The sequence below is a fragment of the Ruegeria sp. AH3 genome, assembly GCF_056536265.1.
Genome location: NZ_JBQFJL010000001.1, coordinates 1817734 through 1839920 on the forward strand (window position 1 = coordinate 1817734; position 22187 = coordinate 1839920).

At 60.3% G+C, this 22187-nt stretch carries 22 protein-coding genes and 1 tRNA gene; 10 read left to right on the plus strand and 13 right to left on the minus strand.

The window, feature by feature from the left end; all coding sequences use genetic code 11:
- Positions 1-47 precede the first annotated feature (47 nt).
- Positions 48-821: a 23S rRNA (guanosine(2251)-2'-O)-methyltransferase RlmB gene (gene rlmB, locus ACR3EM_RS09130; protein WP_480470397.1), complete on the minus strand. Its 774-nt coding sequence runs from the start codon at positions 819-821 to the stop codon at positions 48-50.
- A gap of 116 nt (positions 822-937) precedes the next feature.
- Here rlmB and ACR3EM_RS09135 point away from each other — a divergent pair.
- Positions 938-1021: transfer RNA gene (locus ACR3EM_RS09135), tRNA-Tyr, on the plus strand.
- 45 nt (positions 1022-1066) lie between these two features.
- On the opposite strand, the gene ACR3EM_RS09140 is transcribed toward ACR3EM_RS09135, so the two are convergent.
- The 6 genes from ACR3EM_RS09140 to ACR3EM_RS09165 form a co-directional block, all read right to left on the minus strand.
- Positions 1067-2509 (minus strand): ArnT family glycosyltransferase, encoded by a 1443-nt coding sequence (locus tag ACR3EM_RS09140; RefSeq protein ID WP_480470398.1) that lies wholly within the window; start codon positions 2507-2509, stop codon positions 1067-1069.
- Positions 2510-2665: 156 nt separating this feature from the next.
- Complete coding sequence (locus ACR3EM_RS09145) at positions 2666-3190, minus strand: DUF2478 domain-containing protein (RefSeq protein WP_480470399.1); 525 nt, start codon at positions 3188-3190, stop codon at positions 2666-2668.
- Positions 3191-3262: 72 nt separating this feature from the next.
- Positions 3263-3928 carry an NnrU family protein gene (locus tag ACR3EM_RS09150; protein ID WP_480470400.1) on the minus strand — a complete coding sequence of 222 codons (666 nt, stop codon included), beginning with the start codon at positions 3926-3928 and terminating at the stop codon, positions 3263-3265.
- A gap of 103 nt (positions 3929-4031) precedes the next feature.
- Positions 4032-6095, minus strand: a complete 2064-nt coding sequence (locus ACR3EM_RS09155) for an ABC transporter permease (RefSeq protein ID WP_480470401.1) — start codon at positions 6093-6095, stop codon at positions 4032-4034.
- Positions 6092-7141: a quaternary amine ABC transporter ATP-binding protein gene (locus tag ACR3EM_RS09160; protein ID WP_480470402.1), complete on the minus strand. Its 1050-nt coding sequence runs from the start codon at positions 7139-7141 to the stop codon at positions 6092-6094. The genes ACR3EM_RS09155 and ACR3EM_RS09160 overlap by 4 nt, the downstream gene beginning before the upstream one ends.
- Positions 7142-7151: 10 nt before the next feature.
- On the minus strand, positions 7152-8102 hold the full coding sequence (locus ACR3EM_RS09165; protein ID WP_480470403.1) for an ABC transporter substrate-binding protein: 951 nt from the start codon (positions 8100-8102) through the stop codon (positions 7152-7154).
- Positions 8103-8439: 337 nt separating this feature from the next.
- Here ACR3EM_RS09165 and ACR3EM_RS09170 point away from each other — a divergent pair, with 337 nt between their 5' ends.
- Together ACR3EM_RS09170 and ACR3EM_RS09175 are read left to right on the plus strand one after the other, a co-directional pair.
- Positions 8440-9102 carry a DNA-3-methyladenine glycosylase I gene (locus ACR3EM_RS09170; protein WP_480470404.1) on the plus strand — a complete coding sequence of 221 codons (663 nt, stop codon included), beginning with the start codon at positions 8440-8442 and terminating at the stop codon, positions 9100-9102.
- Positions 9103-9144: 42 nt separating this feature from the next.
- Positions 9145-9831: a hypothetical protein gene (locus tag ACR3EM_RS09175; RefSeq protein ID WP_480470405.1), complete on the plus strand. Its 687-nt coding sequence runs from the start codon at positions 9145-9147 to the stop codon at positions 9829-9831.
- Positions 9832-9834: 3 nt separating this feature from the next.
- Here the strand turns inward: ACR3EM_RS09175 and ACR3EM_RS09180 are convergent, their stop codons facing one another.
- Entirely contained in the window at positions 9835-10242 is a 408-nt protein-coding gene (locus tag ACR3EM_RS09180; protein WP_480470406.1) for a c-type cytochrome, read from the minus strand.
- 96 nt (positions 10243-10338) lie between these two features.
- Between ACR3EM_RS09180 and ACR3EM_RS09185 the strand changes: the two genes are divergently transcribed.
- Positions 10339-10776, plus strand: a complete 438-nt coding sequence (locus ACR3EM_RS09185) for a DMT family transporter (RefSeq protein ID WP_480470407.1) — start codon at positions 10339-10341, stop codon at positions 10774-10776.
- Here the strand turns inward: ACR3EM_RS09185 and ACR3EM_RS09190 are convergent.
- Positions 10760-11446: an ABC transporter ATP-binding protein gene (locus ACR3EM_RS09190; RefSeq protein ID WP_480470408.1), complete on the minus strand. Its 687-nt coding sequence runs from the start codon at positions 11444-11446 to the stop codon at positions 10760-10762. The genes ACR3EM_RS09185 and ACR3EM_RS09190 overlap by 17 nt on opposite strands.
- Positions 11439-12725, minus strand: a complete 1287-nt coding sequence (locus ACR3EM_RS09195; RefSeq protein WP_480470409.1) for a lipoprotein-releasing ABC transporter permease subunit — start codon at positions 12723-12725, stop codon at positions 11439-11441. Before ACR3EM_RS09195 ends, ACR3EM_RS09190 begins: the two co-directional genes overlap by 8 nt.
- Before the next feature lie 382 nt (positions 12726-13107).
- On the opposite strand from ACR3EM_RS09195, the gene ACR3EM_RS09200 reads away from it, so the two are divergent.
- Positions 13108-13458 (plus strand): hypothetical protein, encoded by a 351-nt coding sequence (locus ACR3EM_RS09200; protein WP_480470410.1) that lies wholly within the window; start codon positions 13108-13110, stop codon positions 13456-13458.
- Positions 13459-13488: 30 nt separating this feature from the next.
- On the opposite strand, the gene proS is transcribed toward ACR3EM_RS09200, so the two are convergent.
- Positions 13489-14829 (minus strand): proline--tRNA ligase, encoded by a 1341-nt coding sequence (gene proS / locus ACR3EM_RS09205; protein ID WP_480470411.1) that lies wholly within the window; start codon positions 14827-14829, stop codon positions 13489-13491.
- 168 nt (positions 14830-14997) lie between these two features.
- Here proS and ACR3EM_RS09210 point away from each other — a divergent pair, with 168 nt between their 5' ends.
- The 5 genes from ACR3EM_RS09210 (at position 14998) to ACR3EM_RS09230 (ending at position 20783) form a co-directional block, all read left to right on the plus strand.
- Positions 14998-16362: an FAD-dependent oxidoreductase gene (locus ACR3EM_RS09210; protein ID WP_480470412.1), complete on the plus strand. Its 1365-nt coding sequence runs from the start codon at positions 14998-15000 to the stop codon at positions 16360-16362.
- Positions 16362-17336, plus strand: a complete 975-nt coding sequence (locus ACR3EM_RS09215; RefSeq protein ID WP_480470413.1) for an isopenicillin N synthase family dioxygenase — start codon at positions 16362-16364, stop codon at positions 17334-17336. The genes ACR3EM_RS09210 and ACR3EM_RS09215 overlap by 1 nt, the downstream gene beginning before the upstream one ends.
- An 89-nt stretch (positions 17337-17425) precedes the next feature.
- Entirely contained in the window at positions 17426-18499 is a 1074-nt protein-coding gene (locus ACR3EM_RS09220) for an AI-2E family transporter (RefSeq protein ID WP_480470414.1), read from the plus strand.
- Positions 18499-19188 carry a P-loop NTPase family protein gene (locus tag ACR3EM_RS09225; protein ID WP_480470415.1) on the plus strand — a complete coding sequence of 230 codons (690 nt, stop codon included), beginning with the start codon at positions 18499-18501 and terminating at the stop codon, positions 19186-19188. Before ACR3EM_RS09220 ends, ACR3EM_RS09225 begins: the two co-directional genes overlap by 1 nt.
- A 50-nt stretch (positions 19189-19238) precedes the next feature.
- Positions 19239-20783, plus strand: coding sequence for a Ppx/GppA family phosphatase (locus ACR3EM_RS09230; RefSeq protein ID WP_480470416.1), 1545 nt, complete (start codon positions 19239-19241; stop codon positions 20781-20783).
- Here the strand turns inward: ACR3EM_RS09230 and ACR3EM_RS09235 are convergent, their stop codons facing one another.
- Both ACR3EM_RS09235 and ACR3EM_RS09240 read right to left on the minus strand, forming a co-directional pair.
- Positions 20784-21155: a hypothetical protein gene (locus ACR3EM_RS09235; protein ID WP_480470417.1), complete on the minus strand. Its 372-nt coding sequence runs from the start codon at positions 21153-21155 to the stop codon at positions 20784-20786.
- 37 nt (positions 21156-21192) lie between these two features.
- Complete coding sequence (locus tag ACR3EM_RS09240; RefSeq protein ID WP_480470418.1) at positions 21193-22185, minus strand: endonuclease/exonuclease/phosphatase family protein; 993 nt, start codon at positions 22183-22185, stop codon at positions 21193-21195.
- Between the last annotated feature and the right edge of the window lie 2 nt (positions 22186-22187).

A 22187-nucleotide genomic window follows, 5' to 3' on the forward strand; every position in this document is an offset into this window, starting at 1 on the left:
TAGCAGCAGGTAGCGATTTTATGCGAGGTGGAAATTGGGGCCTCCTGTCATCTGTGCTGTGACGCATATAGGGCAATCGCCGCGGCATTTGAGACGTTGAGTGACCCAAATCCCCCCGCCGCGTCAATCTTGACCAGTTGATCCACCGTCTCTTTGGTCTTTTGCCGCAGGCCCGGTCCCTCGGCCCCCAAAACCAGCGCGACCGGCTGCTTGCGTTTGTTGTGCAGAGCGGTCTCGATGGTTTCCTCCGCCTCGCCGTCGAGCCCGAGCACCAGAAAGCCCATATTCTGCAACTCCACGATTGCATCGGCCAGATTACGCACCCTCAGATAGGGTTGGCGTTCCAGCGCGCCGCTGGCGGTTTTAGCCAGCGCGCCGGTCTCGGGCGCCGAATGGTGCCGCGTACCGATTACGGCGCTGGCGCCCAGCACCTCGGCCGAGCGCAGAATCGCCCCAACGTTATGCGGATCGGTGACGCGGTCCAGAAGCAGCACGCGCGGGTTTTCCCGCCCGATACAGTTTTCCGCAAGCCCGCCCCAATCCAGCGGTTTCACCTCAAGCGCCGCCCCTTGGTGGACCGAACCGGGATCAATCGGAGCTGTAAATTTGCGCGGATCGACCATTTCGGCCTCGATCCCAGCAAAATCAATGGCTTCCGCCAGTTTATCACGCGCGTTCCGGGTGACGATCAGGCGCAGTTTTTGCCGTTTCGGGTTCATCAATGCATCGCGAACTGCATGCAGGCCGAACAGCCAGACGGTCTCCGAGGCCGCTGCTTTGCGTGCCTGTTCCTTCTCAACGACCCACTTTGGTTTCTTCATGTCACGGGCCTCCGGGCCGGGAATTCGGTTTCCTGCGTCAAAGCGGTATTTTCCTGTTGACGCCCTTTAGACGCGCTAGTAATCACGCCTCCACGTCAGGTGCAACGCCTGACAGTGGGCGACAGGCCGCAAGGTGTGGCAGGGGACTGTAACTCCCTCGCGGAGACGCACGCCTGGTTCGATTCCAGGGTCGCCCACCATCTTCTTCCTCAATAAATTTGCGCACCTTCGGCCCATGGACCGGGTTATTCCGCGACCGGCGCGAAAGACAGCGACATGTCTTCACCATCGTCAAAACGATATGGGGCCGTCACCGTGACAACGCGCGCCGGATCGATATCTTCCGGAGCTTTCCTATCCGCCTCCCACACCCGCAGGACCGGGCCCGACGGCTGCATGCCGCGCTCGCTATAGATCGCTTGCCCGGGGTTTAGATAGGCGATGTTACCCGCCAGCCAATTCTGCGCGACAATGGACGCATCGGGCGGAGATTGCGCGAGTATCTGCGATGTCAGCTCAGCAAAGGGTGCTGCGCGTTTGGCGTCTCCGGCCAGGTTATAGTGCAGAATCGCGAGGCAGATCAGCCCTGCCAGACACGCGATCAACTGAGCGAATTTGCGGGTACCGGGTGCTCCGATCCGCGGCAGGAGCCATAGTGCGATGGCAGGGCCCGCAAAAATCAGAAACGGTTGCAGCCAGCGGTCCTTCACATTGGTACTGCCGCTGAACACCACAATCAGCGCCATGAGGGCCAGCGCCCAGACCAGAGTTCGCACCATCAAGCGCAACAGGTCATCCGCGGGAACCGCCGCACCCTGTTCGCGGTAGATCAGCCAAAGCGCGCCAAGGACGACCAGAAGAAGCGCCACAAAGCTCAGCGCGGCCAGCAGAAGCTCGGCCACGCCTTGCACCGCGATCAGGGCGACAGGCCCGGTGCTGGTCATGTCGAGCTTATGCGAACTTGCAAAAGCAAGCTCCGGGTTGTTGAGAATCCACAGCATCGGTGGTGTCAGCAGCAGACCCGCGATACCAAACGACAGCAGTATGCGGACCGACAGGAACGGTTTACGTGTCTCAGAATGGCTGAGCGCGGCCAGCAGCATGGCCAGCAGCGCGATGGCGTAATTGTATTTCGACAACCCACCCGCCGCGATCACCACGCCCAGCAGAACGTAGCCCTTGGTCGAAGGGTTGCGGATCAGGTGCCAAATCGCCGCAATGCTGAGTACCGAACAGAGATTGGCCAGAACGGTATGTGTCAGCGCGCGCTGCGATTCCCAACTGACCTGATAGAGCATCAGTAATGACAGCACAGCCAGCCCCGCGATCGGTGGCGTTTGCCGGGTGCGGATGGTCAGGTAGAGCGTGGCCACCGTGGCCAGCAATATTCCGTTTTTCAGCAGTGACAGACCAAGAAGGCCGGGGCCGGTGATCTGAAACACCGCCCATTGCAGCCAGGCATAAAGCGGCAGTTGCGGGCCGTAGCCCCAATCCAGCTGACGGGCGTCCAGCAGGATTTCGGCCTCGTCCAACCCAAGCGCACCGCCGGTGGCAAGCCGCAGGACAACGTGCAGAAGAAAGTAGCTGGTGAAAAGCCCGAGCCAGAAGCGATCTGTTGCCCATAATCGCGGCTTCAAACCACCATCGACAGATAGCGGATGATAAGAGCCCGACTGAAAATTGGTCATGGCGCGCCCCGACTTGCCCGGCGCGTCTGCAACTTGCAGGTCACCGGGTGCTTCGCTTGCCGAAGCTAGACCTGAAGCAAGGACACAAGTCCAGTTTTTTCACGCTTCCGTAACCGTGACAGTCAAGCGCAGCGCGGAATTGCACAATCGGTGCGTTCAGGCCGTCCGCTGCGCGCCGGTCTGGGTGATATTGTCGAGCCAGTCGGTCAGGCTGCCCAGATCGGGATCAAGCGCATCCGCCATGCCGCCTGCGAATTCCTGAAACCGTTCGATGTTGAGCTGATTGAGGCCCACCAGCACCGGAATCCCGCGTTCCAACGCGTCGGCAATAAGCGGGCGGAATCCGCGACCGTCCGCCTCGTGCTTGCCGAATTTGTTGATGATCAGAAGCTGCGGTGCGTTGTCCAGCGATTGCGTGACCAGACCGACTGCACGCTCAAGTTCGGCCGGGTCCAGACGGCAGCCGCGCGCGTTCTTGCCCAAGGACTGCGAGATGCGGATGATCTCGCCGGTGGGCAGTACCTTCAGGTCCATATCGCATTTGTAACCTTCGGCGCATTCGGTGTTGGTTTGCACCACTCCGGCCAGCGCAGTGCCCGTATCTGTCAAAGCCTCGGCAAAGGCGCTGAGCAGGCGGTCGGTGGCACCGCGATCGGTGGTTGTGACATAGGCCAGATGCATTTTGGGACCTCAAGACTTCGGATGGTGACAGATCAGATAGCACGCATAAGGTGGTTCGGCCACTCTAAGGCATCAGGGCAGCGGAGAAAGCCCGATCACAGCTTCGTGCAGATACAGGAGGGCCGCATAAGTCGCGAAGGCTGTCAGCCAGACCCAAAGACGTGGCCATGGCCGGGGCGCGCGCAGGGACAGGCGTGCAGTGTTGCGGGACAGGCGAGGCCAGTCTGGCCCCATGTTGCGGGCGGTGCGCCGGTCGATCAGCCCCATGCCCATCGCGGCAAATCCGGCGAACAGGCCAAACAGGATGACATGCGACAGGCTGCCATTGGCCAGCAAGTGCGCAACCGCCCAGAGCATCAGCGCCACAAGGATCGGGTGGCGCGTGGTCCGCAGGATACCGGGGTTTTCGGGATCGAACGGGCGATGCCCCAGCCCGCCGAACGAGAACGGGTTCTGGATCGACAGCCCTACAATGGCCAACCAGCAAACGATGGGCATGGCCAGCAGTGGTATCCAGCGGAGAAGCGGGAATGGCGGGATGACCTCGACATAAGGTGCGTTGGCGGCGGCGATGACCAGCCAGCCCAGAACAGCCAACGAGACCAGTGAATAGGTCGCGAAATACCCGGTACGGCCCAGCGTGCCTATCAGCCAGCCACGTACTGCCGGGCGCGCCGGGATCATGTGGCTGAGAAGAAAGGTGGCAAGCGCTGCGAGGAAAAAGCCCCAACCGGTCATGGTCATCTCCGAACGTGTCGCGCCCGGTTTAGGGGATGGATGCGCGCTGGTCTTTATCCAAAATCAAGTGAGGCCTGGGGCGGTTGCCCGCCCCTGCCCTATTTTACAGGCCCAGCGCCTTGCGGCGCTCCTCGGCAAAGCCCTGCACCATGCGATCGGCGATCAGGGCCAGAATGGCCATCGCTGCCCCGGCGGAGATGCCGAGCCCCACATCCGCCTGTCCCAGCGCCAGATAGATCGACTGACCCAGACCGGTGGTACCGATCAGTGCCGCGATCACAAGCATCGCAAAGGCGTAAAGGATGGTCTGGTTCAGACCCAGCAGGATGGTCGGCGCAGCATAAGGCGCGCGGACATCACGCATGATCTGCCACTCGGTCGCGCCGCTGGAGATGGCGGCCTCCATCATTTCCTCAGGCGTGTTGACCAGCCCATGCCGCGTGTAGCGGATCATCGGGACGATGGCGTAGGCGCAGATGGCGAGGAAAGCCGAGAACTCTCCGATCTGAAACACCATCAGAACCGGGATCAGGAACACGAACAGCGGGATCGTCTGTAGCATGTCGCAGATCGGGCGCACGATGGTCCAGACCGGCGACCAGACCGCGCTGGCCAGACCGATCAGACCGCCAAGCACGGCACAGAAGAACACCGCAGCGCCGCTGAGGTAGAGCGACAGCAAGGCGCGTTCCCACAGGCCTGAGACAAGGATGGTGCAGAGCAGACCCACCGAAAGCGCCGCCAGACGCCAGCCGCCTGCGACCCAGCCCAGTGCGGCAGCCCCAGTCAGAACAAAGGGCCATGGCAGGTTGGCGATGCCGGTTTCCAGCATGCCGATCAGGATCAGAACCACCAGCCCTCCAGTCAGGTGCCCACGCCATGCCATCAGCAGTGCGATTGCGGCACCAACGGCAAAGAGGCCGTAGCTCATCGAGGGTGTCCATGCGAAGCCCCAGGTGAAGGGCAGCACTGCCTGGTCCAGCCCGATCCGCAGCGGCAGGAGCACATAGAACAGCGAGTTATTCTTGAGCGCATCCAGCCACGGCCCGTTGGCTTGCGTGAACGCGGTCAGGCCGCTGTCGATAGCCCCGGCCATTGGGTCCAGCACGGTAAGATCGGACGGGTTCGGCAGCCACGCCCAGAAGGCAGCGGTGAACAGCACAGCAAAGCCCAGCATCGCCCAGACGACGCGGCTGTCATAGCGTTTGCGCTCGGTCGCCAGCGTGCCGCTCATCCGGTCGATAACAACAGCGAAGACGACGATAACGAGACCAGCCATCAGGGATTCGCCGAACTGCGCCTTGCGCATGGTCAGCAGAACTTCCCAGCCGATGTCGTTGAAACCGCCGATGACGGCGGCAATGATGACCATCGACAGGGCGGCCATCAGGCATTGGTTTACGCCGACCATGATCTGTGTTGTGGCGGCGGGTATTTCGACCTGAAACAGTTGTTGGATCCGAGTGCCGCCGGACATGATGGCGGCTTCCTTGATCTCGGATTCGACCCGTTCCAACCCTAGCATCACGTTACGCGCCATAGGCGGCGCCGCATAGATGGCCGAGGCGATCAGGCCGACCACCGGACCAAAGCCAAAGAGCAGCAGCAATGGCGTCAGGTAGGCAAAGGTCGGCACGGTTTGCATGATATCCAGTACCGCCTGCACGAACACCTTCACGCGCGGGACTTCGTTGGCGAGGATACCGATCGCGCCGCCCATGATCAGCGCCACGGGCACGGACACGGCGACGAGGGCGAGCGTATTCATGCTCTCGGCCCAATAACCCGAGGCCAGCACGAAGCTGAGACCGACAAAGCCCAGTGCCGCCATCGGCAAACCACCCAGATACCAGCCGAGGGCGGTCACGATACCGATCAGGATCGGCCAAGGGGTGTTGCCCAGCACATAATTGGCAGCATCCATCGGATAGGTCATCAGGTCCGAAAACAGCCGCATGGCCGGTTTGATGCCGTTCAGAAACCAGTCGAGAAACGCCCCAACCCATTGAGTTGCAGGCAGTTCCCACGCGGCGGGCCATTTGACCAGCCACGGGGCCACGCCCTCCAGCGCGAGACAAACCGCGCCAACGATCACGGTGATCAGTGCAGCCTGCGCCCCTGCGGTCAGGCGCGCTTGCTGCGCGGGGATGTCCGTCACGGCGGTCATGCTTCATCCACCTGCAACGCGGCGGCGAGGTCGGACGGATGAACCGTGCCGACAACATTGCCGTCTGCATCACGCACGGGCACGGGCTCATAAAGTTCCATGCAATGCGCAAGTGCCGCATCCAGCGTCATCGAAGTGGTCAGGCCGGGATCATCGGGGCCGCAGCCGGTCTCGTCCCGCATAACCGAGGCAACCTTGGCGTGCTGACCTTTGGCCACGTCCTTCGAGAATTCGCGCACATAGTCGTCCACCGGACGCAGTACGATATCCGTCGGCGTGCCGATCTGAACGATCTTGCCGTCGCGCATAATGGCGATGCGGTCGGCCAGCTTCAGCGCCTCTTGAATGTCGTGGGTGATGAAGACGATGGATTTCTTCAGCGTCGCCTGAATGCGCAGGAATTCATCCTGCAGTTGGCGGCGGATCAGCGGATCGAGGGCCGAGAACGGCTCGTCCAGGAACCAGATGTCCGGGTTCACCGCAAGGCTGCGCGCGATCCCCACGCGCTGGCGCTGGCCGCCTGAAAGCTGCCGGGGGAAGCTGTCTTCGCGGCCTTCCAGACCGACCAGAGAAATCACTTCCTGCGCGCGGGCCAGACGTTCCTTTTTACCTACGCCCTGCACCCGCAGCGGATAGGCCACGTTTTCAGCCACGGTCATATGCGGGAACAAGCCGAAATGCTGGAATACCATGCCCAGCTTCTTGCGCCGCAGATCGGTCAGCACCTTCTTGGACGCGCCGATGACGTTCTCGCCATCCACACGGATTTCACCACCCGTACCGGGCAGCAATTGCGAGATGCATCGGATCAGCGTCGATTTACCTGAACCCGACAGGCCCATGATGACGAAAAGCTCGCCCTCTTTGACTTCGAAATTGGCGTCCTGAACGGCGGGTATGAAACCCTGTTCACGCAGATCGGTGGCGGCTTTGTCGGCGTCATTCCCTGACCGAGACAGCGCGTCGGTCAAGGCTTTGTCAGCACCGGTGCCAAACACCTGCCAGAGGTTCTGGCAGGCGATGGCTGGCGTCGTAGCGTCAGTCACTTAGGCAAGCTCACTGCGTTGCCGCGTCAACGACCGGACGCCACTTGTCTTCGTTTTCGGCCATCCATGCCGCAACGACTTCTTCGACCGCGCCGCCGTCCACGTCAATTGCGCCCATCATCGGTTGCTGATCTTCGACCGACAGCTGATAGTTGGTCAGGATCTCATAGGCGGCGGGCCATTTGTCTGCCATGCCGCTCCAGCCCGCTTTGAAGATGCGCGAAGGCGAGAAGTCGCAATCGTTTACCGCGTTGGGGTTCGGGCCCCATGCGGGATCGTTAAAGCACGCCTCTTCGCCCGCAGGCAGTTCAACGAACTGCACGTCGTAGGCCGACATCGCCCAATGCGGCTGCCAGAAGGTGATGAGCAGCGGCGACTTACGCTCGGTCGACGCACGCAGTTCAGCGATCAGCGCGCCTTCGGAACCGGCAGGAACGGCTTTGAAGGGAAGCTCAAGACCGGTCATACGATCAGCACCCGGTGTACCCCAATCGGCGGGGTAGTCGACAAGACGGCCACCGGGCAGAGTTTCAGCCGTTGCAAAGACCTGAGCACACTCTTTCAGCGCTTCCCAGGCGGGCAGGCCCGGGCACAGTTCAGCCACGTGTGCGGGATAGGCAATACCTTCCTTGGCATTCAGGCCCAGATCACCGATTTCGACAACAGTGCCCTCGTCGATCTTCTTGGCATATTCGTCGGACACGTTGGAGGACCAGATTTCCAGCGTCGCGTCGATGTCACCATCCGCCAGCGCCTGGAACTGATTCATCATACCGGCGGTCACGTACTCCACGTTGTAGCCTGCGGCCTTCAGCATCTCACCCGCCACATGTGTGGTGACATGCTGACCGGTCCACTCGTTGATCGCCAGCTTGATCGGCTCGTCCACCGCGCCCATGTCGGCGGCCTGGGCCGACCCGGCAACGGCGAGGGCCAAAAGGCTTACGCTAAGCTTTTTCATGATTTTACTCCCTGTTTTATTCTACTTGCCCTTCATCGCACCAAAGTACGCTGGGGAATTCAATGGTAATAGCACCTGACGCAACATGCACAAATTCGACCGGAAAAGGAAAGGGAACAGTAAAACCCGCCGCAAGTTTCCGCGCCGGGCTCAAAGTCAGCCCACTTATCCAGTCCCGACCGCTTTCTCATGCATAAGCAAGGTACCGTTCATGTCGCTAGGTTAGGGATATTGATTGACTAGTCAATTATAAAAAGACTCTGCAGCTGCGACGCCACAATCACCCTTGTCACGCGAACTCAAATAAGACCAACTTCGAGCGAAGGGAGATCAGGCAATGCATCATTTTGACGATATCTTTGATATGGCGGCCAACCGTCATGGCGGGCCCGATGCATTGGAGGCCAAGCTGAGCAAACCGAAAACCCCTGCCGAGTTTGCAGCACTGCCTGAGGATCGGTGGCTGTCCATCATCACCAAGACCGTGTTTCAGGCCGGATTCAACTGGAAGGTCATCGAGTCGAAATGGGAGGGCTTTGAGACCGCCTTCGACGGATTCGATGTCGGGCGTTGCGCCTTTATGGATGACGAGAAATTCGACGCCTTGCTGCAGGACACGCGGATTGTGCGCAACGGAACCAAGATTGCCGCCGTGCGCGACAACGCGGCCTTTTTGCTGGAACTGAGAGAAGAAGGCGGTGCTGGGCAGGTGCTGGGCGGGTGGCCTTCAACGGATTTCATCGGCCTGTTGGCAATGCTGGGCAAACGCGGCTCTCGACTGGGCGGTACAACCGCTCAATTCGCGATGCGCTTTGCCGGACGGGACGGTTTCATGCTGTCCCGCGATGTGACTGCGCGGCTGATCGCCGAAGGGGTCATCGATAAACCTGCCACATCGAAAAAGGCCATGGCGGCAGTTCAGGAAGCATTCAACACCTGGATGGACCAATCCGGGCGCTCACTGACCGAAATCAGCCGGGTTCTGGCGATGAGCCTGTGAAAACGGCTTGCAGAGACGGGCGGGCGTATTAGGCTTTGTAATATGGCCCGCCCCCTGCTGATTTTGATCATGTTGCTATTTGCATCCTGCGGTCGCCCCCTGACCGAGCATGAACGCGCATTTGCCGCGAACATTCAGGGCGATACGCTGAACCTTGATCGGGTGCGTCTGGTCGAGGGCGCTCCGGTCGCGGCGATCTCATATAAACGCAAGGCCCGCCCCCGGTTGGCTTGTCGCGAGCGGATTCTGCCGCCGGTGAAAGAGGAAGTCGTCACCGGGAGGCCCGCAGCCGTTGCACTGTTCAATCGGGTGTATTTCACCCGCGACTGGTATCTGGACGATTACATGTCGCAATACCCCGAGCGGGTGAACTTGATCGCCGCGATGTTGCTGGCGCATGAGTTAACCCACGTATGGCAATGGCAGAACCGCGAGGTCACAGGCTATCACCCCTTGCGCGCCGCGGCTGAGCACGGGCGCAACGACGACCCCTACCTGTTCGATCTGGAGACCTCGCCCGACTTCCTGTCCTACGGCTTCGAACAGCAGGGTGCCATTGTCGAGGAATATGTCTGCTGCCGTGCGCTGGACCCGGATGCCCCGCGCACCAAACGGCTGCACGATATGCTGAGCGCGCATTTCGATGTTTCGACTTTGCCCGGCAACAGGCGCGAAAGCGCCGTGGAGTTGCCTTGGGCGGAGGCAGAGGTTGAGGGCATCTGCCGCTGAGGCTCAGCCCTCTTGCAGGGTTTTCAGAAAGGCGACCAGATCGGCGATGGGCTTGCTAGTCAGGATGGGCTGTCCGGCCGGGGTTTTGATCGCGGTGTCATTGCCTTCAAAAAAGGGGCCGTAGACAGGCATGGGGCTGCCGTGGCTGACCAAAGGATCGCGTCCGTCGATCCGCGCCACCACGCGGGCGGTTGGGAAGACACCATCCGCATCGGCCAGAACCTTCAGATTCGTTGGCTGGATTACCAGCACCCCGGCCATCGGCCCGTGTCCTGTTGCGTCCAACCCGTGACAGGTAGCGCAATAGTGCTGATAAAGCTCAGCCCCCGCTTCGACGTCCTGCGCCAATGCGGATTGCGGTATCGTGAAGAGCACAGCCAGCGAAGCTGCGCCAAGTGTCGACCGGATCATGCTTTTCTTCCTTCTGCCTTGCAAATCGAGACTTGCCCGACAGCCTTGCGGGCGCAATGATCCAGATCAACGAAACCGGAGCAGGGATCAAAGGCAATGACACAATACGCAGCCATCATGCTGGCCGCAGGGATCGGCGTTCCCATCCTTGCCGCCCTGAACGCTGCCTTGGGCAGGCTGATCGGATCACCCAATGCGGCGGCGGTGGTCCTGTTTGCCATCGCTTTTGTGGCCTCGGCCCTGGCGCTGCTGGTGCTCGGTGGCGGTGAAGCCTTCGCCAAGATCGCGCAAGCCCCGCGACATCTGCTGTTGGGCGGTGTTCTGATCGCGTTTTACGTGCTGTCGATCACCCATGTCGCTCCGCATTTCGGGGTGGGCAATGCGGTGTTTTTTGTGCTGCTGGGCCAGTTGATCAGCACGGCAGCGATTGACCATTTCGGCCTGTTCGGCGCTCAGGTCACACCGCTGACCCTGATGCGGGCGGGCGGCATTGCGGTCATGGCGATCGGTGTCGCAATCACGCAGCTGGCCTGAGCACGCCCCCCTCCAGCCGCAACACGCGGTCCATCCGCGCCGCCAGATCGAGGTTATGCGTGGCGATCAGCGCCGAGAGCCCCTCGTCCCGTACCAGCGCCATGAGCGCCGCAAACACCTGATCCGAGGTTTCGGGGTCCAGATTGCCGGTTGGCTCATCCGCCAGCAGCACGCGCGGCTGATTGGCCAGCGCCCGGCAGAAAGCCACGCGCTGCTGTTCCCCGCCCGACAAGGCCGCTGGTCGATGATCAGCCCGCGCCGCGACGCCAACACGGTCAAGCAACTGCATCGCCCGCGTCTGTGCCGCTTTTTCTGATGCGCCGTTGGCCAGTTGCGGCAGCACGATATTCTCCAGCGCCGTAAACTCGGGCAGCAGGTGGTGGAACTGGTAGACAAAACCCACATCGCGCCGCCGGATCGCTGTGCGTGTGCGGTCTCCTTTGCCCGTTGCTCCCTGCCCTGCGATCTCGACCTCGCCGGTATCCGGCGTGTCCAGCAGGCCCGCGATATGCAGCAGGGTCGATTTGCCCGCGCCCGATGGCGCAACCAGCGCCACGGCCTCACCCGCGTGAAGCTCCAGATCGGCACCGCGCAGCACCTGAACCTCGCCGGGCGTTCCCGGAAGATAGGTTTTGGTCAGGCTGTTCAGCCTCAGCGTCACATCATTCATAGCGCAGCGCCTCAACCGGGTTCAGCCGCGCCGCGCGGCGGGCCGGAAAATAAGTGACAAGGAAGGACAGACCCAGCGACAGGCCGATGGCCTTCAGAACATCGCTCAGATGCAATTCGGCGGGCAAGGCATAGATGCCGCGAATGGACGGGTCCCAGACGCCGCCGCCCATGACGTAGTTCACGAACGAGAAAATCGGGTCGATATAGATCGCGAAGAGACACCCCAGAATAACCCCCATCGCGGTGCCGATGATGCCGGTAAAGGCCCCGCAAATGAAGAACACCCGCAACACCGAGCCTTCGCTGAGTCCGATTGTGCGCAGGATGCCAATGTCGCGGCCCTTGTTCTTCACCAGCATGATCAGGCCCGACACGATGTTCATCGCCGCGATCAGCACGAGGATCGACAGGATGATGAACATCACATTGTCCTCGACCTCCAACGCGCGCAGGAACCCGCCCGAGGCGTCCTGCCAAGTCCAGATCTGGCTGCGCTCTCCAGCGGCTTCGAGGATCGGGATCAGGATCGGGGTCAGCTCTTCGGGGCGTTCGACCATCACCTCGATCTCGTCCGCCACACCTTCTCGGTTGAAGAAACTCTGCGCCTCGGCAAACGGCATGTAGACCCGGGTGCGGTCGATGTCGTAGCGCCCGGCGGAGAAGACATAGACCACCTCATAAGCGTTCACGCGTGGAGACGTCCCAAAAGCGGTTTTCACCCCATTGGGCGAGGTCAGCTTCACCCGATCCCCCACCGTTGCCCCGATGGACCGAGCCACGCCCGAACCGATGGCGATACCTTCGGCGAACCGGGACAGGTCACCATAGGCCTGTTCGCTTTCGGCGATACCCGGCAAGTCGGCCAGATCGTCGGGGCGGATGCCAAAGACCTGCACGCCTGCGCTGCGGTCGGCGTTGGTGATCAATACCTGTCCTTTGACAAGCGGGGCGGCACGCTCGACCCCCGGCACCTGTGCGACCCGATCCGCCATACCGTCGAAATCAGTGATGGTGCGATCCAGCCGGCCCTGTGAATTGACCTCACCTGCTGAGAAAACGGTGACATGCGCGTTGGCCCCCAGAATGGTGCCCACGAATTCTGACCGGAACCCGGACCGCACCGCCAGCGTCGCGATCAGCGCAAACACCGCCAGCGTGATCCCGATCAGCGAAATCCACGTCATCACGCTGACGCCGCCCTCGGCGCGGCGGGCACGCAGATAGCGCCAGGCGATTTTCCATTCGAATGGGGCGAAGGGCGGTGGTGTCTTGGCCATGCTGCCTCGGTGATCGGTTTGGCGCGACCCTCTCGGCATTTCGTCCAATGGTCAAGCCGGTTCTCACCTCGTGAACCCGGGTCGGCAAATCTGCGGCTCACTGGGCGCAGCTCGGAACCCGAATCGATATGAGATCATGCCTGACTGCTCTGTCCTTGCGGGAAAGGTTCGAATTTCAATTATACCGGTGGTTGTGAACACCTTCACAGACAAGCGCTTATTGTTTCAGCTATGAAGTCAATGTGAAACGTTAGCGGGTCAACTGAGTCACAATCGCAACATTGGACGCGCAATTTTATTTCACAAATTGATTATTGTGAGAAACTTTGTACCCTATATTTGGGGGACACATTTTAAAGAGTTAAGAGCGGAGGTACGCTCAATGAGTATTCAGGAACACATAGAAGGATCGGGCCCGTTTATAGCCCGGCCAGCAGCAACGGAATTGGATTGTGAAAGCGCCGCATTGTTAAGGGCCGCGATCCGCCCCTTGTTCAGCAGCGCAGCAAGCTGGTCCAGCCTGGCAGATATTCTCAAAGACAAGGGATATCATCTGGCATTTCGTCAGGGACGTCTGTGCATCACGGACCGAAAGACCGGAGATCGCATTTGCGGCCTGCGGTTCCTTGGTTTCGAATTGCGCGATCTGGTCCGACGCATGGGCCGCCCCATCGTCATCGCGCGCGGCAGCGACGCGGATGGGGACATCGTGTCGGTGCGTCCAGCACCCTGAACGCACGCAATCAGATTTACATCGCCTTGGTCAGGCGATGCCCTGATAGATTTCCGCGACTTTGGTCACGGCTGCCTCGGGGCTGAGTTCTTCGCTTTCACCCGTGCGGCGGCAGGTCAGTTCAACCACACCATTCTTCAGACCACGCGGACCCACGGTGATCCGCCACGGCAGACCGATCAGGTCCATGGTGGCAAACTTGCCCCCCGCCCGTTCATTCCGATCATCATAAAGCGGTTCCAAGCCCAGCGCCGTCAGCGCGCCGTAGATTTTCTCGCAAGCCGCATCCGCCTCTTCATCACCTTGCTTCAGGTTCACGATGCCACAATGGAACGGAGTCACGCCTTCGGGCCAGATGATGCCCTTGTCGTCATGGCTGGCCTCGATGATTGCGCCGATCAGGCGGCTGACGCCGATACCGTGGCTGCCCATGTGAACGGGAACCGGCTTGCCATCCGGCCCTTGGACGGTTGCGCCCAAAGGTTCGGAATACTTGGTGCCGAAATAGAAGATCTGACCAACTTCGATCCCGCGCGCCACGCGGCGACGCTCTTCCGGGATCTGGTTGAACAGCGCTTCGTCATGAGTTTCGTCGGTGCGCGCGTATTTCGAGGTGAATTCTTCGAGGATCGCCTGACACTGCTCGCGGCTGTCATAGTCGATCTCGCGATCACCAAACGTCAGGTCAGTGACAGCGCTGTCATAGAACACTTCGGATTCACCAGTATCGGCCAGCACGAGGAATTCGTGGGTGTCGTCTCCGCCGATCGGACCAGAGTCAGCACGCATCGGGATGGCCTGCAGACCCATGCGTTCATAGGTGCGCAGATAGCTGACCAGATGGCGGTTATAGGCGTGCAGCGCGTCCTCTTTGGTCAGGTCGAAATTGTAGCCGTCCTTCATATAGAACTCGCGCCCCCGCATCACGCCGAAACGCGGGCGGATTTCGTCGCGGAACTTCCACTGGATCTGGTAGAGCGTCAGCGGCAGATCTTTGTAGCTGCTGACATGACCGCGGAAGATATCGGTCACCAGTTCTTCGGCCGTGGGCGTATAGAGCATGTCGCGGTCATGCCGGTCTTTCATCCGCAGCATTTCCTGACCGTAATCATCATAACGACCGGATTCGCGCCACAGGTCTGCCGATTGCAGGATCGGCATCTGGATCGCAATGTGCCCTGCCCGCGCCTGTTCCTCGTGCACGATGTTTTCCAGCTTGCGCAGGACTTTGAAGCCCAGCGGTAACCAGGAATAAATCCCGGCCGCAGCCTGCTTGATCATTCCTGCGCGCAGCATCAGCCGGTGGCTGACGATCTGAGCCTCGGAGGGGTTTTCCTTGAGAACGGGCAGAAAGTAACGGCTGAGGCGCATTGTTTAACCTTTAAAGGTGAATTTCGACATCAAAAGGTGATTATGCCAAAGCCTCGCCGGGGGCAATCGCGCATTGGCGATTTTGCGACCCAAGGTCAGTCGGTTTTTTGATTGACCCGCCAGTCAGGGTTCTGAATTCTGACAAGACCGCAAATTCATGAGGCGCCCATGCAAACCATCCAGGAACCCGCCCGCCAAATCCCCGTGATCCACCAAACCGACATTCTGGTGGTCGGCTCAGGCCCTGCCGGGTTGGCCGCCGCGCTGGCCGCCGCACGGGCCGGAGCAGAGGTTACCATCATGGATCGCTTTGGCTGCATGGGCGGCAACATCACCGCGGTCGGCGTCGAGGGGTTTGCCTGGTATCGCCATGAACAAACCGTTGAAGCCGGCGGTATCGGGATGGAGTTCGAGACCCGCGCCAAGGATATGGGCGCTGCCGTGCCCGAGAGCCAGTCACTGAGTTATGAGTTGGACAGCGAAGGTTTCAAACTGGTCGCAGATCGCTTGATCGAAGAGGCGGGCGTGCATCCCATGCTGCATCGGCAGTTCGTAGCTCCGATTATGGAGGGCGACCGGATCATCGGCGTGATCACCGAATCCAAGGCCGGGCGCGAAGCGATTTTGGCCCGTGTCGTGATTGACGCCACCGGCGATGCCGATGTGGCCCATCGTGCGGGTGCCCCGACGCATAAGACCCCGCGTGAAGACATGATGGCCGCATCGGTCATGTTCCATCTGGCAGGCGTGGACAAACGCGCCTTTATGGAAGGCATCAAGGCCGACCCGCAAACCTACAAGGATTGGGGTGGTGGCGGTGAGTGGAATATCGAAACCTCGGGCAAAGAGGACGACATGTTCTCTCCGTTTGTAAAAAAACCTTTCCAGCAGGCCATCGAAGAGGGTCTGATCCCAGCGCATCTGAACACCATCGCGGGCACCTGGGGCGCGATGCACGACACCGGAGAGCTGACCTATATGAACCTGATCCATCTGGATCAGGTCGACGGCACCGACCCCGACAGCCTGACACGGGGCGAGATCGAGGGGCGCCGACAAACGATGCTGGCCATCGACGCGCTGCGCCGTTTCATGCCCGGTTGCGAAAACGCCCGTTTGCGGAATTTCGGAATGACTATCGGCATTCGCGATACCCGCAAGATCGACGCGGTTTACAACATGACCGAGGATGATGCTCGCCATCAGGGTCGGTTCGAGGATACAATCGGTATCTATCCGGAATTCATCGACGGCTATGGCATTCTGATCCTGCCGACGACGGGGCGCTACATGCAGGTCCCTTATCGCTCGATGCTGCCGAAAGGCATCAAGGGCCTTCTGGTCGCCGGGCGGTCGCATGGAGCGGATCGGGTCGCCCACGCAGCGACGCGCAATATGGCCTGCTGCGCGGTCATGGGTCAGGGCGCGGGTATTGCCTCGGCTATTTCTTTGAAAAGCAATCAGGAACTCGACAATATGAACCTGACCCCCGTGCATCGAGAACTGGAGCGACAAGGCGTGAGGATCACCTGATGGACCATATCCCAACCATCGACATCGCTCCGCTCGCCAATCCTGCTGATCCGCAGTTTCAGGCCACAGTCGCGCAGATCATGGACGCGTGCACAAGCATCGGGTTTCTGTCGATCACCGGAACAGGCATTGAACCTGAAAGCATTGATCAGGTACGCGACTGCGTGCGATCGATCTTTGATATCGAAGAGACCAGCAAATGGGATCAGGCCATCACCCGCGAAAATTATCGCGGGTATATCCCGATGGGGTTCTTTACGCCCAATGATGGTTCGGGCGCGGCGGACAAGTACGAAGGATACAAGCTGCATTTCGAAGCGGCTGAGAATGCTCCGATCCGAGCGGATTGCCCGCTTTACGGCCCCAACATCTGGCCTCGCGAAGTGCCGCAGGCTTGCGATGTGATCCTGAGTTACTGGCGACAGTTGGATGGCGTGACCGATCTGCTGCTGGGCGCGTTGGAGGTGGGGCTTGCGGTACCGCCAGATACCCTGCGCGCGGCATTTCGCGATCCGATGACCAACATGACCCTGCTGCATTATCCGCCGCAGGCCCCGGATGAAGGCGGCTATGGCATCCACCCGCACAAGGATACCGACGCGCTGACGATCATCGCACCCGATCCGGTCGGTGGACTTGAAGTGCAAACCCGCACCGGAGGCTGGATTACGCCAGACTGTCCACCCGGCGGTTTCGTGGTCAATATCGGCGACATGCTGGAGCTGTGGTCAGGCGGGCGGTTGAAATCGACCCCGCACCGGGTCGTCAATCGATCCGGGCGTGAACGCTATTCCTTCCCCTATTTCGCTGTTCCACGCCACGATGTGGTGGTCGCACCGCTGCTATCCGCCCTGCCAGGCTTTGACCGGCCTTCGGTACATTGCGGACATTGGTCGGCGGAAATCTGGCGCACCAACTGGCCTGACGAAACGGCCACGGGGGATACTCCGGAACTGGGCACTCTGACCGACTGACGCACGAAAACCGCGCCCGATGAACCGCTTGCATCATGGGGCGTCATGGGCCAAGAACACGGCAACGCTGTGCAACGAGGGAATGCGCCATGGCCTTGCCGGTGAAGGATCAGCTCAGATACTGGGGCTTCGCCACCGCGATCTTTGTGGTGATTCTATACCTTCTGGGTGACGTGCTGCTGCCTTTCGTGATCGGCGGAGCAATTGCCTATTTCCTCGACCCCGTGGCCGACCGGCTGGAAAAGCTGGGTCTGTCACGGATGGCCGCGACAGGCATCATTACAGTTGTCGGCGTGCTTGGCTTTGTCCTGATGATCCTGATGGTGGTTCCCGCGCTGATCACCCAGTTGCTGGATCTTGTCGATACGTTACCAAGTCTTTTCAAACAGCTGCGCGCCTTTATCGAGAAACAGTTCCCGGCCCTGCTGGACCGCGAATCTAACACGCACCAGATGCTGGTCTCGTTCGGAGAGACGTTGAAATCCAAGACCGGGGATGTGCTGCAGACCGTCCTTACCTCGCTGGGATCCGCGATCAACGTTGTTGTACTGCTGGTTATCGTCCCCGTCGTGGCCGTCTATCTGCTGATGGATTGGGATCGCATGATCGCCCGGATCGGAGAGCTGCTGCCCCGCGATCACGCGCCCACGATCAAGCGTTTGGCGGGTGAAATCGATGCGGTTCTGGCCTCGTTCGTGCGCGGAATGGGAACCGTCTGCCTGATCCTTGGCACCTACTATGCGGTGGCGCTGATGTTGGTCGGCCTGCAGTTTGGCCTGATCGTTGGTTTCATCGCCGGTCTGGTGACGTTCATTCCCTATCTGGGCGCATTGATCGGAGGCACCCTGGCCATCGGTCTGGCGTTGTTTCAGTTCTGGGGTGACTGGGCACATGTCGGCATGGTCGCGGGTATCTTTGCCATCGGGCAGGTGACCGAAGGCAACTTTCTGACCCCGAAATTGGTTGGCAGTTCGGTCGGCCTGCATCCCGTCTGGTTGCTGCTGGCGTTGTCTGTCTTCGGCGCCCTGTTTGGCTTTGTGGGCATGCTGGTTGCGGTGCCAGTCGCTGCGGCCCTAGGCGTGCTGGCGCGGTTCGCAACCCAGCAATATATGGGCAGCCGCCTCTATACCGGGCTTGAAGGGCTGCCGCAGGAAGACGAATAATGGCCACCCAGCTGAGCTTTGATCTGCCGTCCAAGACCGCCTTGGGCCGCGAGGATTTTTTTGTCTCGCCTGCCAATGCGCTGGCGGTTGCGATGATCTCGGCCACGTCCTGGCCCGGCAACAAGCTGGTGCTAAGCGGCCCTGCTGGATCTGGCAAAACCCATCTGGCCCATGTCTGGGCAGCCGAGACCGGCGGGCGGATCGTGCAGGCAGCCGCCCTGCGCTATGACGACGTACCCGATCTGGCCCGCGCGCCCGTTGCGGTTGAGGATGTTCCGGTGATCGCGGCTGATGCAGAGCAACAGAAAACCCTGTTTCACCTGCACAACCTGGTGCTCGCAGAAGGGCACGCCCTGCTGATGACCGGACGCGCCGCCCCGAAGCATTGGCAATTGCCCCTGGCCGATCTGCAAAGCCGGGTCGAGGGCGCGCATCACGTCGCGCTTGAGGCGCCCGACGATGCGCTGTTGGGCGCGGTGCTGGCCAAGCTTTTTACCGACCGACAGCTCAATCCCGGGCCGGATGTGATCGCCTATCTCGTCAAACACATGGATCGCAGTTTTGAAGCCGCCGCGCGGATGGTCGAGCAACTCGATGACATTGCGCTGACTGAAAAGCGTGACATCACCCGTACGCTGGCGGTGCGTCTATTGAACACAGAAGCCGAACAATCGGATGTCGACAATTGACCGGTGCGGGGTGATCTCGCATCCTGTCGCGCAAAAGACCTGGGGACACCATGACCAAGACCGCCGAGACTGATTTCCCGGATCACGGGCTTTTCGGAAAGCCTCTGTTCGAAGACCCGGGTGCCCGCGCGCTGTCTCGGGTCGGGGTCGTCGATATCGGGTCGAACTCGGTCCGGATGGTGATCTTTGACGGTGCAGCACGTTCGCCCGCCTATTTCTACAACGAAAAGGTGATGTGCGAACTTGGTGCGGGCCTGTCTGAAACGGGCCGGCTGAACCCGGCAGGCCGCAAACGGGCATTGGCCGCCTTGCGGAGATTTCAGTTTCTCGCCAACGATCTGGGTTTGCCTGCCCTGCATGCGGTTGCGACGGCCGCGGTGCGCGAGGCCAGCGACGGGCCGGAATTCTGCGCCCAAGTCGAAGCTGAAACCGGTCTGATCATCAACGTAGTCGATGGCGAGGAAGAGGCCCGGCTGTCAGCGCAGGGCGTGTTGTTGGGTTGGCCGGGCGCTTATGGGCTTATCTGTGATATCGGCGGATCTTCGGTCGAGCTGGCCGAGATTGGCGGCGGCAAGGTCGGGCGGCGCATGACATCCCCTCTGGGGCCGCTGAAGCTGCGCGATATCAAGGGCGGACGACGTGCGCGCAAGGCCTATATCAAGAAAACTCTGGAAGAGATGCGCGACCGGATGGGCCCCCAGCGCGACCGTCTGTTTCTGGTCGGCGGCAGCTGGCGCGCCTTTGCCCGGCTGGACATGCTGCGCCGGGGTTATCCGCTAAACGTTCTGCACGAATACCGCATGACTCAAGGTCAAGTGCGTGAAACCATAAAGTTCATCGAAAATAACGACCCGGATACGCTGCGCGCGCAGGCCGGCGTTTCGGGATCACGTATGGCGTTGATCCCGTATGCGATGGATGTGCTGACACGGTTGATTCGCACGTTCAAACCCAAGGATATCGCGATCTCAAGCTATGGGATTCGCGAGGGTTTGCTGTATGAGCAGATGCCTCAACGTCTGCGCGACCGTGATCCGCTGATCGAAGCCTGCCGTTTTGCCGAGGCCAAGGATGCGCGCCTGCCCGGCTTTGGGAAACACCTGTTCGATTTTGTCACGCCTCTGTTCCGTTCGGCCCCCGATCAAAAGATACGGCTGATCAAGGCCGCCTGTCTTTTGCATGACGTAAGCTGGCGTGCCCACCCGGATTACCGGGCCGAAGCCTGTTTCGAATACGTCACCCGCGCCAACATGAGCGGGATCAAGCACTCCGAGCGGGTGTTCATCGGGCTGGCACTACAACACAGATATCGCAACAAGCGCGAGGGTAGCCGCTTCATCGACCTCTATGAACTGCTCGACGAGCGCGGGCAGGAGCAGGCCGAGATTCTGGGTAAGGCGCTCCGCTTTGGAGCAATGTTGTGGATGCAGAGTGACGCGACCATGGGCAAACTACGCTTTTACCCTAAGAAACAAGTGCTTGAGCTGCGCCTGCCCAAAGCAGCTGGCCCGTTGTTCAACGAGGTGGCCGAGGCACGATTTAGCTCTCTGGCATCGGCGCTGAAATCCGAACCGCGCGTGATCCTGCGGGGATGATCAGATATCAGTGAAGCCGTCCGAAGGTTCTTCTTGCGGAGCGCGCTCCTCAGGTTTTTCTTCGGATTTCTTGCGGATGATAATATCACCATTCGGCAGCATCTCGGGCGCTTCATAAGCGCTCCAATCCCGCACCTGAGCGGCCAGTTCAGCCAGTGCCGGACCCATTTCCTGCATGAAAGACTGCAAGGCCGGGCCGAACTGATCTGCAAGCCCCCACAGGTCTTCGAGCGTGGGTTCCATTTCCTGGCGCAGGCCTTCCAGGAACAACTCGGCGCCCCGCTCCATAAGAGATTTGTCCGAATCTTCCTGCGCCTGAGCAGGCAGAGCCAGTGCGGTGCATGCCGCAGAGATCAGCATAAGATGTCTCATATCGTGAATATAAGCAGCTGCAGCGAAGGTTGAAAGGTCAGAGCTTGATATCCAGCGTCACCGGGAAGTGGTCTGACGCGGTGAGCAAGGCTTCGCGCAGCTCGGGATTGGCCCAACAGGCAGCGTCACGAAACGGATGCCAGATGCGCCAGTCCGGCTCATAGGCGCGCAGGTCATCGCTGATCATGATGTAATCCAGAAGTGCTTCGAGATACCGCCCTTCTTTCGGGCGGGCAAAGCGCGCTGTTGCCGGAACCGGACCGGGGCGCAGTTCCAATGCTTGCGCAGCATGGGGGTCGTACAATCCCGCCTGCAGCAGAATCTCGACCGATGAGCGGCCAAAGAGATGTTCAAACTCGTCCAACCCCGGCCCGTCATTCAGATCCCCCAACAGGATAACCGGTTCCTGCTCTGCCAAATGGTGCTTGACTCGCCGGGCCAGCCAAACCGCCTGGGCCAGCTGCTTGCGACGGTTGGCAATCGAGATACGGATCATCTCGTCGCGCGACCCGGCCCCATGCGGGGCTTTGGATTTCAGATGCGCCCCGATCAGACGGAACACCTGCCCCGAGGTTGTCTCAATCGCCATCTCCATCGGCGGTTTCGAGAACTGTACCTGATCCTCGGTCGCATCCACATCCAGATCGATGCGAAACTCTTGGTCAAACCGTGGGGCATCGTCGGTCTCCATCGGGTCGTGACGGGCCTTCAGCACTTCCGGGTCATAGAGCAATGCCAGTTCCTGATGGGTGTTGTTGGCAAATCCCATGATCGCATGGTTTGTGCGCAGATCGAAGGCCGCAGCAAAACCCTGCAGGGCGCGCACCGTATTCTGGGTTTTACCTGTATTCGGGGCCTCGACGATCAGCACGGCATCGGCGTCAATCGCCGTCAGAACCTTGGCAATTGCTTCGATCTGCTGGGCCTTGGTCACATCGTGGCGACCCGACCAGCTGTCGTCGACCACGAGATTATCCTTACGATCAAACAGGTTGGCGAACCATTCGATATTGTAGGTCGCCAGACGCACGG